Origin of the sequence: Flaviaesturariibacter aridisoli, from assembly GCF_004343705.1 — a bacterium.
Classification (GTDB): Bacteria; Bacteroidota; Bacteroidia; order Chitinophagales; family Chitinophagaceae; genus Flavisolibacter; species Flavisolibacter aridisoli.
The window spans coordinates 38,717-54,696 of the sequence record NZ_SKFH01000016.1; the positions used below are offsets into that span (position 1 = coordinate 38,717).

General features: G+C 57.8%; 14 protein-coding genes. 7 read left to right on the forward strand and 7 right to left on the reverse strand.

Annotation, left to right across the window (positions count from 1 at the left end; all coding sequences use genetic code 11):
* Positions 1-70 precede the first annotated feature (70 nt).
* The gene (locus E0486_RS11025) at positions 71-619 is read left to right on the forward strand and encodes a transposase (protein ID WP_131852235.1); all 549 of its coding nucleotides are present in this window, start codon (positions 71-73) and stop codon (positions 617-619) included.
* Positions 620-751: 132 nt separating this feature from the next.
* On the opposite strand, the gene E0486_RS11030 is transcribed toward E0486_RS11025, so the two are convergent.
* The 3 genes from E0486_RS11030 to E0486_RS11040 form a co-directional block, all read right to left on the reverse strand.
* Complete coding sequence (locus E0486_RS11030; protein WP_131852236.1) at positions 752-1,417, reverse strand: hypothetical protein; 666 nt, start codon at positions 1,415-1,417, stop codon at positions 752-754.
* Entirely contained in the window at positions 1,414-1,968 is a 555-nt protein-coding gene (locus tag E0486_RS11035; protein WP_131852237.1) for a DUF2480 family protein, read from the reverse strand. Before E0486_RS11035 ends, E0486_RS11030 begins: the two co-directional genes overlap by 4 nt.
* A gap of 158 nt (positions 1,969-2,126) precedes the next feature.
* Positions 2,127-4,286, reverse strand: coding sequence for a peptidylprolyl isomerase (locus E0486_RS11040; RefSeq protein ID WP_131852238.1), 2,160 nt, complete (start codon positions 4,284-4,286; stop codon positions 2,127-2,129).
* 932 nt (positions 4,287-5,218) lie between these two features.
* Here E0486_RS11040 and nadA point away from each other — a divergent pair.
* From nadA to selD, 6 genes are all read left to right on the forward strand, one after another.
* Positions 5,219-6,232, forward strand: coding sequence for a quinolinate synthase NadA (gene nadA / locus E0486_RS11045; protein ID WP_243697426.1), 1,014 nt, complete (start codon positions 5,219-5,221; stop codon positions 6,230-6,232).
* 350 nt (positions 6,233-6,582) lie between these two features.
* The gene (rho, locus tag E0486_RS11050) at positions 6,583-8,484 is read left to right on the forward strand and encodes a transcription termination factor Rho (protein WP_131852239.1); all 1,902 of its coding nucleotides are present in this window, start codon (positions 6,583-6,585) and stop codon (positions 8,482-8,484) included.
* A 219-nt stretch (positions 8,485-8,703) separates the two neighbouring features.
* Positions 8,704-9,387, forward strand: coding sequence for a hypothetical protein (locus E0486_RS11055; protein ID WP_131852240.1), 684 nt, complete (start codon positions 8,704-8,706; stop codon positions 9,385-9,387).
* Between the two features lie 201 nt (positions 9,388-9,588).
* Positions 9,589-10,644, forward strand: coding sequence for a tRNA 2-selenouridine(34) synthase MnmH (gene mnmH, locus E0486_RS11060; protein ID WP_165917291.1), 1,056 nt, complete (start codon positions 9,589-9,591; stop codon positions 10,642-10,644).
* On the forward strand, positions 10,641-11,498 hold the full coding sequence (locus E0486_RS11065; RefSeq protein WP_131852242.1) for a hypothetical protein: 858 nt from the start codon (positions 10,641-10,643) through the stop codon (positions 11,496-11,498). The genes mnmH and E0486_RS11065 overlap by 4 nt, the downstream gene beginning before the upstream one ends.
* A complete protein-coding gene (gene selD, locus E0486_RS11070; protein WP_131852243.1) occupies positions 11,498-12,550 on the forward strand; it encodes a selenide, water dikinase SelD in 1,053 nt (350 codons plus the stop codon). The genes E0486_RS11065 and selD overlap by 1 nt, the downstream gene beginning before the upstream one ends.
* Here selD and ctlX read toward each other — a convergent pair.
* From ctlX to E0486_RS11090, 4 genes are all read right to left on the reverse strand, one after another.
* Positions 12,510-13,463, reverse strand: a complete 954-nt coding sequence (gene ctlX, locus E0486_RS11075) for a citrulline utilization hydrolase CtlX (protein WP_131852244.1) — start codon at positions 13,461-13,463, stop codon at positions 12,510-12,512. The two genes, selD and ctlX, sit on opposite strands and share 41 nt — an antisense overlap.
* A complete protein-coding gene (locus E0486_RS11080; protein ID WP_131852245.1) occupies positions 13,460-13,690 on the reverse strand; it encodes a 4a-hydroxytetrahydrobiopterin dehydratase in 231 nt (76 codons plus the stop codon). Before E0486_RS11080 ends, ctlX begins: the two co-directional genes overlap by 4 nt.
* Before the next feature lie 77 nt (positions 13,691-13,767).
* The gene (locus tag E0486_RS11085; protein WP_131852246.1) at positions 13,768-14,211 is read right to left on the reverse strand and encodes an IPExxxVDY family protein; all 444 of its coding nucleotides are present in this window, start codon (positions 14,209-14,211) and stop codon (positions 13,768-13,770) included.
* 14 nt (positions 14,212-14,225) lie between these two features.
* Positions 14,226-15,875, reverse strand: coding sequence for a M20/M25/M40 family metallo-hydrolase (locus E0486_RS11090; RefSeq protein WP_131852247.1), 1,650 nt, complete (start codon positions 15,873-15,875; stop codon positions 14,226-14,228).
* Positions 15,876-15,980 lie beyond the last annotated feature (105 nt).

Consider the following 15,980-nt stretch of genomic DNA (forward strand, 5'->3'; position numbering starts at 1 on the left):
GAATTCCTGTTGGTTTTCACATGGCTGCCACCTACGTCGTTTTGAATTTTGGTGCTACAAACGGCGTATCATGGAAGAACGTTTTCGCAATAAATACCGAATCGGAAGCGCCCGGCTGAAGGGATACGATTATAGCCGGGGTGGATATTATTTCGTCACCATTTGCACAAAGAACCGGGAGCGGTTTTTCGGAACGCTGACCAACGGGAAAATGCAGCCATCCCCTGTAGGACGTATCGCTGAAGATTATTGGATGCGTATACCGGAACATTTCCCGTTTGCACAGGTGGAGGCCTTTGTGTTGATGCCGGATCACGTGCACGGTATTCTTTTTTTCAAGAACCAATCTATTCTTCAGCAGGACACATTTCCGGCCGACGATGCGTCGGAAGTGACGGTTCCGAAAGAAAAAGGAGCATCGGCCGGAGGTATTTTCGGCCCACAGTCAAACAACCTCGCTTCGGTAATCCGCAATTACAAAGGTGCCGTGAGCTCTTATGCCAAACACAACGGCATTCCCTTTCAATGGCACGCACGTTTTCATGATCGGATCATCCGTTCGCCGAAAGGCCTGGAGGCCGTGCGCCGGTATATTGAAAACAATCCGGCGAAGGGATGATTTCATCACCCGTAGAGACGCACCATGTGCGTCTCCTTGATTCCGTGTCGGCAATGAAGAGACGCACATGGTGCGTCTGTACGGATGCGGTGTTGCCGGATAAAAGAGACGCACATGGTGCGTCTCTTCAAATTATTTTTCAAAATCCTTTTGCACCAGGTCGGCGGGATTGCCGGTGAGCAGGGTCGGATAGGTGCTCGTCCAGCGGCGGCCGCTGGCCAGGTCGTATTTGTGCAGGAGCACGCGGTAGCGGTAGGTACGGTCCTGCCCGCGCCCTTCGAGCTGCGCCTGCGCCAGCAAAACGGTGTGCGGATCGCTCCACACCGCGTCGAGGCTGAGGGCGCCGGGGCCGGCAAAGAGCAGCTGGCGGCGCGTGCCTTTGGGGAAATCGAGCGCGGCGATCTGCATATCCGGACCGGCGCCTTCGAGCACGGCGCGTCCGCCGCGGCGTTCGATGGTATAATTGTACGATACGAGGTCGATGGCGCGGCTGCTGTCGGCATTGTACAGGAGCCAGGGCTTCCAGTTCTCGAATTCCCGCCGGTCGAAGCGGAGTGTGTCGGGCGCCAGCGACCCATCATCCGCGAAAGCGGAAAAATTTTTTGGATCGAAGCCCGCATCCACGCCTTTCATCACGGAAAAGAGCGCGGTCAGCGCCGTGGCCTGCGTCTCCACAGGCTGCTCGTCGTGCGCCTTCGTAACCAGCGTGTCGGACGACGCGGGTGCGTCGCTGTTGTCGGAGGCATTGCAGGCGGCGAGTACGATCAGTATCGGTAAGACAGGGATTATTCTTTTCATGACGCTTGCGACCCCCCTCCTTCGGAGGGGTTTGGGGAGGCTTTCTTTTTATACACCGGCACCGTGCTGCAGGGCTCACCGTACATCACGCTTTTGGCCAACGGCAACAGCTTTTGCGTGATGGCCGCATAAGCGTAGGGCTCGATGGCCACGTCGCCGCAGCCCTTCACCACCACGCGCTGGTCCTCATAGTCGGCGGCGTTGACGGCCTGGATATTATTCAGCACGATGTGTTTATACAGCTCGGTCTCGCTGCCCACGAACACCTCGCGGGCTACGGGCTGCAGGTAGCTCGCTACCAGCATATAGGCCCACACGGGAATGATGGCGTCCACGCTGCAACCCACGGCCACGTACTTGCCGGCCCATTCGTTCCAGTCTTTCGCCTTGAGGGCTTCGCGGAAATCCTTTTCCTTCAGGATGAGGCCCATAAACAGGTGGTCCTTCAGGTCGAAGAAGGCGATGGGTGCTTTCGGGAGAAAGGTTTCGAGGTCGAGGGTCAGCAGGCCGGCGGCCGCGACTTTATTGACGAAGGGGGTGTTTTCGGTCATGTGCGGGGCATTGAATAATGTCTATTGAATAATAGCTATTGAATATCGGAGGGAAAGTCAAACCGTTATTCCATATCCAATAATGATTATTCGATCTTCAATAGAAAAGGCCCTCCAAAGTTACTGGAGGGCCTTTTCGATACCGAAACATTTAACGCTTAATAGAACTTGGCGCGGTAGTCTTTGATGCTGGCGGCTTTTTTCAGGGCCTCGATGGGGCTGGCCTGGCCGGCGCGCTGGCGGGCGTCCTGCATCAGCAGGGCGCGTTGCTGCTCGATGCCGGCGGCTTCGGCGGCGGCGGCGCTCACGTTGTCTACACGGAGCACGTATACGGCACCCTGGCCTTCGATGGCTTCATTCACCACCTTGCCTTTGTTGGCGGGGTTGAAGGAAGCACCGATCACTTTGTACTCGAAGCCGAGCACGTTGTTGTTGCCATTGAAGTGCAGGCTGTCGGCGGTGGCGATGGGCTGGTTCACCTTGGAGGCTACCGCTTCGAGGGTGCTGATCGTACCGATATTCTTCTTGATCTGCTCGGCTTTTTTCTTGTTGCGCAGCACGGGCTCGAGGGCAGCGCGGGCCTGGGCAACGCTCTGCACACCGGCGGGGTTGATGGCGGTAACCACGGCCACAATGTACCCACCCGAGGTGAGGCGTTGAACGGGGAGCACCTCGCCTTTGCTGGCGGTGAATACTTCTTTCACCAGCGGGCGCGAGGTACCGGCACCCGGGATGTTGAAGTCCAGTTCGCGCAGGTCGGCCGTCTGCTTGTTGATGCCTTTGGCGCGGAGGTTCTTGTCGTAATTCTGGTTGAACGATTCGAGGCTGCGGCTGTCGGCGGCAAACTGCGAAGCGGCGGTGTTGGCGTCGTTCTCGGTCTGGTCGCCGGTTACGATGGGGCGGGCCATGTAAGCGATCTTGTACGCCATGTCGGAGCCGCGGGCGCCGAGCACTTCGATGATGTGGTAGCCGAAGTCGGTCTTTACCACGCCGCGCTGGCCGGGGCTGTGGGTAAAGATGAAGTCGTTGAACTGGGGCACCATGCGGCCGAAGCCGATGCTGTCGTATACGCCGCCCTTGTCTTTCGAACCCGGGTCGTCGGAATATTTCGTTACGAGGCTGTCGAAGCGGGCGCCGCTGTTGATGGCGTTGAGGATCGAGTCGGCGAGCGTCTTGGCGGCGGCGTCTTCACGGCCGGGCACCTGCTGGCCCGACTGCGGGTCTACGCGGGCTACGCTGAGCAGGATGTGCCGCACCTTCACGGTGTCGGCGATGTTCTTGGCTTCCACGATGCGCGACAGCACCAGGTACGACTGGTTGTTCTGCTGGTTGCGGTCGAGGTAAGGACCGTAGGTCACGCCCACGCCGGCGGCGAGGATGGAGTCTTTGTTGGGCTGCTGCATCTGCTTCTTGCTCACGAGGCCGTCGTAGTAAGGCATCGTGCTGCTGTTGACGGCAGTGAACTGTGCATAATTGGTCGTGGTGTCGAAGCCGGCGCGGAGCTTTTCGAGCTCGCTGCGCGTAGCGGCGGTGTCGGCGGCGGTGGGCAGGGTGGGGAAGAGCACGTAGGAAATGCTGCGGGTCTCTTCTTTCTGCTCGTACTCGGTGCGGTGCTTCTTGATGTACTGGTCGATCTCGGCGTCGGTCACCTTCACGGCGGAGTCGGAGACCGTGGTGTACGGAATCGCTACATAAGAGGCGCGGGCCACGAGGGCGTTGTCGGCGGTCTGCTTTTCCACCAGCCACTTGGGCATATAGATGGTGTTGCTCAGCAGGGCGCTGTATTTTTCGGAAGCGCGTTGCTTGCGCAGGCTTTCAAAGTAGTTGGCGAGTTGCTCCTTGTCTTCGGGCTTGCCTTGCTTCTTGATCTGGTTCACGGCCTGCACGGCGAGGGCGCCGTTGTACTGACCGGTGGAGTCGGTAAAGCGCTGGCGCAGGTCGGCGGGCGGGTTGGCGCCGAACAGGTAGTCATTCATTTCCTTGGTGGTCACGGTGATGCCCAGCTTTTCGTACTGGTCGGCCAGCAGGTTCTCGGCGATCTCCTGGTTCCAGGTCTGCTCAATGAGGCCCTGGCGGCCGGCGTCGCCCACGTTGTAGCCCTGGGCCTTCTGCATGTCCTCCATGTTCTTCAGCTTGGCCTCGAACTCGGTAAGCTCAACTTTCTTTCCGTTGATCTTACCCACGGTGGTCGTGTTGCCGCTGAAGAGGTTGCTGCGGCTCGAAAAGGCGTCCATCAAAATGAAGCCCAGGAGGGACACGGCAATGAGCACAACCATCAAACGTGCGTACTTGTCCCTGATGTTCTGAATAACTGACATAGGTGGAGTTTCGGTATTTATTTTATTACAGAGTGGGCAAATTTAGGGGTTTCGGGGTTATCAACAAATTGTGGAAAACCGCAATACGGGCCGTTTTTTAGGGCTTTTCGCCGGGTCGTGAGGCGTCGGGCGTGAGGCGTGAGGCGTGAGCCGTCAGTGGTCTGGTTCCTTTATGCAAAGGATCCTCTTTCCGCGGCCTACAGGGTGGGGGACGGACAAAAAAGATCTTTTTTGGGGAAATAACAGGGGGGAGAAGGGCAGAAAAGATCTTTTTTCCCCAACCTACAGGGGGGTGGAAGCCCGAAAAAGATCTTTTTTCCCCAACCTACAGGGGGGTGGAAGCCCAAAAAAGATCTTTTTTCGGCAAACTACAGGGGGGCAGGCCCAAAAACCTTTTTCGGACTTCTGCCCGGGGGAAAGGCCTGCCGGGAAAATTTTGGGGGCTGTCGATCTTATTATATGGTGCAGGGAAATGCATTTCGGATATTCATCGGGAGACGCACGTGTATAGCGAGACGCACATGGTGCGTCTCTACGGGGACCGTTTTTCCCTGTGGATAACGGTGGAAAACCGGGGCATAACCCCCGTGGAACGGGTGGGTGAAACGTGCACGCGGGTGGAACAACCGCGTCGCCGGCGGTCGGGGTTCGAAAGCACGTGGGTTATCCGCAACTTATCCCGGTCTCATTCACAACCCGAAAAAAGACCATATGTCCGGAACGGTTTTCACAGGGCTCTATCCACAGGGTGGTGAAAAAGAGGAGGAATGAAGCGTCACCCGGTACCTTTGCTGGGGATAAACGGTGGATAGCGGTGTATAACTGCACCCTTTTTGTAAACTCCCGAATGGGCGGAACCGTTATCCCCAAATCCACAGCCCTAATAGTAATAGGTCTCTTTTAAATAAATAAGGAATACTATAAGTTATTATATGCCCGAAGAAATGTTGATAGCGCAGGAAAACGAGTTGCTCGAGAAGGGATTCATCGATGCGCCGATCGACCCGTCGCTCGACCTGTTTGCCGAGATCGAACGGCTGAAGAAAGAAAAGAACGCCGTCATCCTGGCGCACCTGTACCAGGAGCCCGATATCCAGGACATCGCTGATTTCATCGGCGACTCCCTCGGCCTCGCCCAGGCGGCGGTGAAGACCGACGCCGACATGATCGTGTTCGCCGGCGTGCACTTCATGGCCGAGACGGCCAAGATCCTCAACCCTTCGCGCAAGGTGGTCATCCCCGACCTGAAGGCCGGCTGCTCGCTCAGCGAAGGCTGCCCGCCGCCGCTGTTCCGCAAGTTCCGCGAGCAGCACCCCGACCACATCGTCATTTCGTATATCAACTGCTCGGCAGGCATCAAGGCGCTCACCGACGTCATCTGCACCTCCTCCAACGCCAAGGCCATCGTGGAGTCGTTCCCGAAGGACCAGAAGATCATCTTCGCCCCCGACAAAAACCTCGGCGGCTGGATCAACCGGACCACGGGCCGCGACATGCTGCTGTGGAACGGCGCCTGCATGGTGCACGAGATCTTTTCGCTCGAAAAGATCACCCGACTGAAGGTGCGCCACCCCGAAGCCAAGGTCATCGCCCACCCCGAGTGCGAGGAGCCCATCCTGCGGGTGGCTGATTTTATCGGCTCTACGACGCAATTATTGGCCTATGTGAAGCAATCCGGGTATCAGAGCTTCATTGTGGCCACGGAGGCCGGCATTCTGCACCAAATGGCCAAACAGGCCCCTTCCAAGACGCTCATCCCCGCGCCGCCCGACAACCACTGCGCCTGCAACGATTGTCCGCACATGAAGCGCAACACCCTGGAGAAGATCTACCTCTGCATGAAATACGAGCAGCCCGAGATCCTCATGGACGAAGAGCTGCGCCTTGCCGCCAAGCGTCCGCTGGACCGGATGCTGGAGATTTCGGCGGCGGCGGGGCTGCTCTGAGCGTGAGCCGTGAAGCGTGAGGCGTGAGGCGTGAGCCGTCACTGACGCCTGATAACGGAAGAACGTCCCGCAAAGCGGGACGTTCTTAATTTCTGCACATCGGCCTGCGCGCGGTTGACGCCTCACGCCTCCCGCCTCACGTTTTGGCTTTTCCCCAACAGCAGTGCGGCAAGAAAATTTTTAGATTCCCTGTTTTCGCTGTAAAATTGCAGCGGAATCCCGTTCGGAACCCTTCCTGCACCAATCCCCCTTTACCGGTTATTTCTCAGGTATTCCGTTCAAAACCATTCAAAAAAGATCATTCACGCCATCGGTTCTTTTAGCCGTGTGACTAAAACTCAAGCACTCGTATGTACGATATTTTGCAGTTGAACGACATGCTCGTTCCTGAATTGCTGGACGTTGCTGAACGTCTTCAGATCGACAACGCCCGGAAATTAAGCAAGCAGGATCTGATCTACAAAATCCTCGACAAACAGGCACTCACCGCCAGCCCCGCCGCCAAGCAGGACGACGGCAAGGGCGCGCGCAACCGCCGTACCCGCATTGTAAAAGCATCTACCGCCAACTCCACCGAAGAAGCCATCGTGGAAGATACATCCGAAGAAACCGAAGAAGCGCCCGTAGCCGAAGAGCCCAAGAAGGGCGGACGCCGCGGCGCCGGCCGCAACGAAGGCGAGCGGAAAGCCGCTCCCGAGCGTGCCGCCCGCGCTGAAGCCGCTCCCGAACGCACGGCAGCAGCCCCTCAGGCCTCCGCCGCTCCCAAAAAAGAAGAGCAGCGTCCCGCGCAAAACGAGCGCGGCGCACAGGGCGACCGCACGGCAAACGCCGAGCGCCCCAAGCGTGGCCGCCCGCGTAAGAACGAGACCCAGCCTTCGCAATCGGAGCTCCCCATGGAAACCGACGCCGCCATCGCCGAAGCGCAGGCGCCCTCGGCCGAGAGCAAAAGCAATAGCCAGCAGCAGCCGGCACAGCCGCAGGGGCCCCAGCCCCAGCAGGGTCAGCCCGGTCAGCCTGGCGATGTGCAGATACCCGAGCGCATGATCTCCGCGCCCAACATCAACAAGTTTTTCCAGAAAGCGGAAGGGGCTTCCCGCGGCAATAGCAACCGCAACGAAAATCCCTTCAATGTGGAGTTCGACGGCCAGGTGATCGGTGAAGGCGTGCTCGAGATGATGCCCGACGGCTACGGGTTCCTGCGCTCTTCCGACTACAATTACCTCTCCTCGCCCGACGACGTTTATGTATCGCCTTCGCAGATCAAACTGTTCGGCATCAAGCCGGGCGATACCGTGTTCGGCAGCGTGCGTCCGCCGAAAGAAGGAGAGAAATATTTCGCGCTGCTGAAGGTGGAAACCATCAACGGCAAAACGCCCGAAGCCGTGCGCGACCGCGTGCCCTTCGAATACCTTACACCGCTGTTCCCCTTCGAAAAGCTCAACCTGTTCATGGCGCCCAATGGCTACAGCACGCGCATCATGGATCTCTTTACCCCCATCGGTAAAGGCCAGCGCGGACTCATCGTGGCCCAGCCGAAAGTAGGTAAGACCGTACTGCTGAAAGAAGTGGCCAATGCTATTGCAGCCAACCACCCCGAAGTATACCTGATGGTGGTGCTCATCGACGAGCGCCCCGAGGAAGTGACCGACATGGAGCGCTCCGTGCGCGCCGAGGTGATCGCCTCTACGTTCGACGAGCCCGCAGAAAAGCACGTGAAGGTGTCTACTGTTGCCCTCAACAAGGCCAAGCGCCTCGTAGAGTGCGGCCACGATGTGGTGATCCTGCTCGATTCGATTACCCGCCTGGCCCGCGCCCACAACACGGTTGCGCCCTCTTCGGGTAAAGTGCTTTCCGGCGGTGTGGAAGCCAACGCGATGCAGAAGCCCAAGCAGTTCTTCGGTGCAGCCCGTAAGATTGAAAACGGCGGCTCGCTCACCATCCTGGCCACCGCGCTGATCGACACCGGCTCCAAGATGGACGAAGTGATCTTTGAAGAATTCAAAGGCACCGGCAACATGGAGCTGTCGCTCGACCGCCGCCTGGCCAACAAGCGCATTTTCCCCGCCATCGACCTCGTGGGTTCCTCTACCCGCCGCGACGACCTGCTGCTGGAGCGCGACGTGCTGCAGCGCATGAACCTGCTGCGGGTATACCTCAACGACATGAATCCCGAAGAGGCGATGAACGAGTTGCTCCGCCGCATGCGCGGTACGAAAAGCAACGAAGAGTTCCTCGCTTCGATGAACGGTTGAAGCCCTGGTGCTTCGTCGGCTTCAAAGGGAAAAAGAAGATAATTCCCCAGCGTAAACAATATTCTAAAGTCCCCTCCAAGGGGACTTTTTCATTTCTTACTCAGCCATTCACGCATGTTTGTCAGCCTGAGCGCAGCCGAAGGCTGTGGTATCTCCGCCCCAGCCCGGCCGATAGGAACCATTTTTGCAGGCTGAGTAACGAAACAAACTCAACGCAAGATGAAACAAGCAAAATGGCTGAGCATTGCTGCCTTCGCAGCTACGCTGGCCGCCTGCAATGGCAATGGCACCAATAACGGCACAGCCGATACCACCGCCACCACCACCACTACCACTACAACGGAATCGACCGGCGCCACGGCCAGCACCGGCAACTACGCCGCTATGGCCGACTCCTTCCGCGTCAACAGCCAGGCGGGTAATTACCTCGACGCAAAAACGGGTAAGCCCATCCGCATTAAGTATGATGCTACCACGCGCCGCGCAGTCAACGAAGAAACCAATCAGCCGGTATGGCGCTATGTAGACCGCCGCACCTGGTGGGTATACGGTGCCGACAACGACAACTGGAACCAGGTGGGTGAAGCCCGCATGGATGGCTCTACCCTGAAATACAAGAGCTCGTCCAACGACAACTGGCTGAGCTACGATGAGCGCTGGAGCGAAGACGACCAGCGGTATATGAACTCGATGAACGATACGACCACGGTAGCCGGCAGCACCGAGGATGCCGCAACGGGTTCCAATGGCGAAGTAAAGGTGAAAGACAACGGCAATAAAGTGAAAGACAAGGATGTGAAGGTCAAGACGAGCAATGAAGGCGACATCAAGATCAAAGACAAGCAGACCGGTGAAAAAGTGAAATACAATGCCGACAATGGCAAGGTGAAATCCGGCCATTAACCAGTGCTTCACCCTTAACCAACGAGAGCCCCTCCTGTGAGGGGCTTTTTCGTGAGTGAAAGAACGGATACGCAGATTTGTTATGATTTATTATGATCTGATTCGCGGTAATACAATCCGCGTAAATCTTAATCATCATAAAAGATCTGCGTTCTTTCTCTCCAGCGCGCGTGCGCGCCACGAATCCCGATCTTTGCCCCCGTGCCCATTCAACGCCACCCCATAGAGGAATTCCTCACCCTTTGCAAAGACGCACTGCTCTTCGACGTACGCTCGCCGGGCGAGTATGAGCACGCGCAGCTGCCGGGTGCGGTGAGCCTGCCGCTGTTCACCAACGAGGAGCGCGCGCTGGTGGGCACCGCCTACAAGCAGGTGAGCCGCGAGCACGCCATCAAGATCGGCCTCGACGCCTTCGGCCCCAAGATGCGCAACATGGTGGAAACCGTGGAGCGCGCGGCTAAGAGCAGGGGGCTCGACAGCACCGCGCCGGTATATCTCTACTGCTGGCGCGGCGGTATGCGCAGCGGCGCCGTGGCCTGGTTGCTCGGGCTTTACGGCTTCGACGTACACGTGCTCGACGGCGGCTACAAAGCTTTCCGCAACTGGGTGCTCGAACAGTTTACCCTCGCCTATCCCTTCCGGGTGCTTGGTGGCTATACCGGCAGCGGCAAGACCGAATTACTGCACCTCCTCAAAGCAGCCGGTGAACTCGTGATTGATCTGGAAGGATTGGCCGGCCACAAGGGCTCCGCCTTCGGCAACATCGGAATGCCGGCGCAACCGTCGCAGGAGCTATTCGAAAACCTGCTGGCACTTCAACTCGACGCCGCCCGCTCACGGCTCACGGCTGACGGCTCACGATTGTGGCTCGAAGACGAAAGCCAGCGCATCGGCCAACGGCACATACCCCATGCACTCTGGCCGCAGTTGCTGGCCGCCCCGATCTCTTTCGTCGACATTCCCTTTGAAGCGCGGCTCCGGCATATCGTGGAAGAGTACGGCGTACTGGACCGGGAACGTCTCCGCGACGCCATCGGCCGTATCAGCAAACGCCTTGGGGGCCTCGAAACAAAAATGGCCCTGCAGCACCTTGATGCCGGCGACCTCACAGCCTGCTTCGCCATCCTGCTGCGTTACTACGATAAATTGTACCTTAAAGGACTGCACGGCCGCCAGGATCTCGAAGGGCGCCTGCAAACCATTTCCGTAACCGATGTGACACCCGAAAATGTGCACGCTATCCTGTCTGCCCTATGAAACGAATTTTTTTCTTTTGGATGACCCTTCTTTCTTTCGCCGCCGGTGCGCAGGAAGTAACCGGCCTTTATACCGGTACGCTGCGCAACGACAGCACCGGGCTGGTGCAGCAATACGAGCTGTCGCTGCAGCAACGCGGTGAAAAGGTGGAAGGCTACGCTTACACGAGCTTCTTGCTGAATGACCGCTTTCACTTCGGCTTCCGCAAGGTGCGGGGCGATGTGAAGGAAGGACTGATCCTGCGCCTGCACGAAGACGAAATGCTCGAGAACAATTTTCCAGCCCCGCCGCCGAAAGGTATCCGCCGCATGCTGGTGGTAGAGCTGATCAACGGTATCGATTCGCTGAAGGGCAAATGGTCCACCAACCGCACCCGGCAATGGGCGCCGGCAACCGGCACCTTCGCATTGAAGCGCAAGCGCGACAGCACATCCTCGGCCCTCGTGGCCAAGCTGCGCGAGCACTACCCGCCGCCGGCAGCGAAGGCCGAACCGCCGCGCCCGCTGGCTTTCACGGAGCGGCAGGTGCAAACCATCCAGAACGTAACTCTCCGTGCCGACAGTGTGGAGATCGCGCTTTACGATAACGGTCTTGTAGACGGCGACAGCGTGAGCGTGTATCTCAACGGGCAACCGTTGGTGCAGCATGTGCGCCTCAGCGAGCATGCCTTCCGCTATACCGTGCGCCTGAAACCGGGCGTAGTGAACGAGCTGTCGCTCATGGCCGAAAACCTGGGATCACTGCCGCCTAATACGGGACTGCTGGTGCTGCAAAGCGGCAGCGCCCGCTACCAGGTTTATTTCAGCGCCGACCTCAAAACCAACGCACGCATACTGATCCAAAAACCGAATTGATGGAACCCACGAACGAACTGAAGCTTACCCAGTTTTCCAAAGGCGGCGGCTGCGGCTGCAAGATCGCACCCTCCGTACTGCAGGAGATTTTACAGGGCGGCAGCAGCGGCTCTTTTCCCAACCTGCTCGTAGGCCACGGCAGCAACGATGACGCGGCCGCCTGGCGCCTGCAGGGCGAGGACGTGGTGATCTCCACCACCGACTTCTTTGTGCCCATCGTCGACGATCCCTACGACTTCGGACGCATCGCCTCGGCGAATGCTATCAGCGACGTGTATGCCATGGGCGGAAGGCCGCTGCTGGCCATCGCCATCCTGGGCTGGCCGGTGGAAAAATTGCCGGTAGCCGCCGCACAACAAGTGCTGGCCGGCGCCCGCGCCATCTGCGCCGAAGCGGGCATCCCGTTGGCCGGTGGCCACAGCATCGACACATCGGAACCGATCTTCGGACTTGCCGTTACCGGCCTGGTAAAGGAACCCGACCTGAAACGTAACAACACGGCGCAGGAAGGCGACCTGCTCTTTCTCAGCAAACCGGTAGGTGTCGGCGTATTCGCTACCGCGCTGAAGCGTGGCCTCCTGGCTGAAGAACACTATGCACCGCTCCTAACACAAATGACGGCACTCAACAAAGTGGGCGCAGCGCTGGGTGCGGTCGAAGGTGTGCACGCGCTCACCGACGTTACGGGCTTTGGACTGCTGGGGCACCTGCTCGAGATGGCCGAAGGCTCTGGATTAAGTGCGGAGCTGCAATACGGCAAACTGCCCAAGCTGGATGGCCTCGATACCTACCTGCAGCAGCGTACCATTCCCGATGCTACTTTCCGTAACTGGAACAGCTACAACAAGGAAGTGCAGTTTGAAAAAGGCGTGAACGTGATGGAAGCGTTCAATGTGCTGCCCGACCCGCAGACCAATGGTGGTCTGCTGATCGCCGTAGCTCCTGAAGCTGCGGAGGAAGTTCAGGAACTGTTGCGGAAGGAAGGCTGTTATGCCGAGCCGGTCGGCCGCTTTATTGCGAAAGGGGAGAAGCGCCTGCTGGTGCTGCCTTAGGTGTCAGAAAGATCTCGCACAACATACAACGCACGCTGCCGCCATTTACGCGCTCGATGGTGGGCACGGCAATGGGCAGCAAGGTGCCGTATTGCTCGAGCTTATTTTTTGTGGCCGGTCGAAAAACATCGAAAGCAGTTTGGCTGAGCGCAATGACCCGCTCGCCTTTCCGGTTTTGCAGCTGCAGCAGGTTGGCGCCAAACGCTTCGAGTTCGGCGAAGTCCAGGTCGATCCATTCGTGGCCGCTCTCGGCCAGGCGGCGCTGCACCTGCATTTGTTCTTCTTCGTTTACTAACGCGGCACTACAGCCGAGGGCAAAGCCGTCGCCGATGCTGAGCAGCACGTTGGTATGGTAGATGGGCCGGCCTTGTGCGTCCTGCGCATCAAAAGAAACCGGGGCATAGCCGTGAGCGCCGGCCAGCAGCATCAGTGCCTCGCGGCTCGTGCGCGGCGACAGTGCCGCATAAGCTGTTTTCCCGCTGTGGTCAAACACGATGCTGCCCGTTCCTTCGAGGAACAATCCATTCTCTTCAAGAAAAGACCAGTCGTTTACACGCTCCACGTTGAACAGCCGTTGCAATAAGGTAACGATGCCGCTGCGTCGTTCGGCGCGCCGGTTGGGTGCAAACAGCGGGTAGAGGTGCACCCGTCCATCGGCGGTTGTGCTGAGCCAGTTGTTGGGAAACACGGCATCGGGCTTCACGGGTTGCGGTGAGTCTTCAATCACCAGCACTTCCACGCCTGCGCGCTGCAGTTGCTGCACCATCCCATCAAACTCCTGCCGGGCAAGGGTTTGCAACTCCTCCGTAGAAATACGGGAGGGCTGCTGAAAGTAATTGTTCACCGCTGTCTCTTCGTTGTAGCGAAAGGCTGCAGGTCGGATCATCAGCACGGTGCCGGCGCAGGAGTTCATACCAGCGCGTTGATCGATTGGGAAAGGCGGCGGTCTTTATCGGTCACCACGTCGCCGGCATCGTGCGTAGACAACCATAGCTCTACCGTGTTCCAGGTGTTGGTCCATTTGGGATGATGATTCTGCGCTTCGGCAATCAAAGCCACACGCGTCATGAATGCAAACGCTTCACTGAAGTCTTTAAATGTAAATTTTCGGTAGAGGCTGTTGTTGGTTTCTTCCCACATAACGTACAAGTTTTAAGCCTGAAGTGCGCTCGGAATTTGCGTGTTGAATTCCGACTTCCCATTTCCGACTTGGTTACTTAAAACACGAGGTGTTCTTTATTCTTGATCTGTTCGTTGGTCATTTCCACCACCAGCTGCACGCCCTTGATGCTGCGTATGGTTTGCAGCACCGAATCCATTTCGGTATCGCTCACGGGATCACCTTTGAACAACCAGAGAAAATCCAGGTGACGGAATTCCGGCAGCAGGTACTCGCCATCGTATTGGTTGTTGTAGAGGTAATGCGTGAGGCTGGTGTTTGGCTGCAGATATTCAAAAACGGTAAAGAAGTAGTCGCGGTTTTTGCGCTTCAGCTGGATCTCGATCTCGTTGTTGATCCGGAAGTCGATACCCATCACCTGGTTGATGTGCCAGCAGAAGGTATAGTCGCGCAGGGGCGCCATGATGCCCAGGAGGCGGGTGTCCTCAAAAAAGCTGTCCGTCATCTCCCTATGGTCCAACACGAGTTTCATCTGCGCCATTGCTGCTTGCTTTTTTAAAATTGTACGGTTGTCGTGGCTTCCTGGCCGCCACGCTGGTAAGTTACCGTCGTGCTGTCGCCCTTCTTGAATTTCCCCAGGGCTTCCATGTAATTCTCCACCGAGGTTACCTTGTGCGGACCGAGGGCCGTGATGATGTCACCTGCTTGCAGGCCGGCCTTTTGTGCCGGGCGGCCGTCGCTGACACCGTCCACTTTTACACCCGCACCGGCGAAAGTGTAATCGGGCATAATGCCGAGCGTAACGCTGAATCGGGCCGAGCCCATTTGTACTTCGCGGGTTTTGCTGAAGGCGAGGCGGCCGGCGCCATCGGTGTGCTGCACGAGGCTCAGGATGTGGCGCAGCACCTGCACCTCTCCATTGATATTGAGTTTGTCGGCCACATCGCTCGGCTTGTGGTAGTCGCTGTGCAGGCCGGTGAAGTAAAACAGCACGGGAATGTCTTTGCGATAAAAGGACGTATGATCGCTGGGGCCGGTGCCGCTGCTGTCGAAGCGGTACACCAGGTCGCCGGCGGTGAGCGCTTTTTTTCCTGTAAGGCCATAGAGTTGCCCCCAGGATGGCGAGGTGCCGTAGCCGCCGATGGTGAGTACATGCGTCGAGTCGTTGAGACGACCGAGCATGTCGAGGTTCACCATGTAGTTGATGCTCTTCAGGTCGATGGTAGGATGCTCCACGTAATACTTCGAGCCGTAGAGCCCGAGCTCCTCGCCCGAGAAGGCGATGAACAGGTAGTTGTTGTGCTTGTATTTCGATGCCTTCAGCAGGCGCGCCAGCTCCATCAGTGCCGCCGTGCCACTCGCGTTGTCGTCGGCACCATAATGAATTTGCTTATCGGTACCACGGTACATGGAGTTGCCGTCCTCGCCGTGGCCGAGGTGATCGAAGTGCGCACCAAACACAATGGTTGTCGGCGCGCCATTGTCGATATAGCCCACCACGTTGTGGCCCTCGCGGGTTTGCGGGCTTACCTGCGACACGAGCGTTACATCGTGCGAGGCGCTTTCGTCGGAAAAGTATTTTTTAAAAGCTTCCTTGCGGAGATAGAGTACCGGGATCTCCACGCGCGGGCGGTGGTCTTTGGGCTCAAAGGCCAGGCCGTCATCAATGGAGGAACTATTATACAGCAGCAGGGCTGTGCCGCCGCGCTTTTTTACGCTGGCCGCCATTTTCTGGAGGGCTTCCTCGAGGTCGAAGTGGGGGTTCTGCTTGTTTTCTTCGAGCAGCTCCTTCATGTCGCGAAACCAGGGACTGCCCTGCTCCTCGAGCGCGAGCGCCGGGCTTCCTTTCACCTGGGCGTTGCCGCTCCAGGCCAGCGGGAAATAATCCTGGTTCAGCCGGAGCTCGTTTCCGTTCACCAGCAGCTTGGTTCCTTCCACCTTTAATCCGTCGTTTACTTCGAAAGCCTGGAGAAATCCGTCGCTGCCTTTTTGGGCGAGGCCGGCCTTTCCAAACTGAAGCATGATGTATTCGGCGGCGAGGCGCTCGCCTTCGGTGCCGGTGCGGCGGCCTTCGAGTTCCCGCGAAGTAAGGAACGTGACGTGGCTACGCAGGTTGGCCGCCAGTTCGGCGTCTTCCTTGCGGGATTTCTGAGCCAATGAAGAAGCCGACAAAAGGACCAACAGAGGCAGCAGGTACAAGCGCATTCGATAAGGTTTATGGGAGTGAAACAAAAGTAAGGATAGGTTCTTTGGGATCTCCCGGTTTTTAAGGTTTGGAGGCTATTCGTTTACCGGTGTTTCGCTAATAGG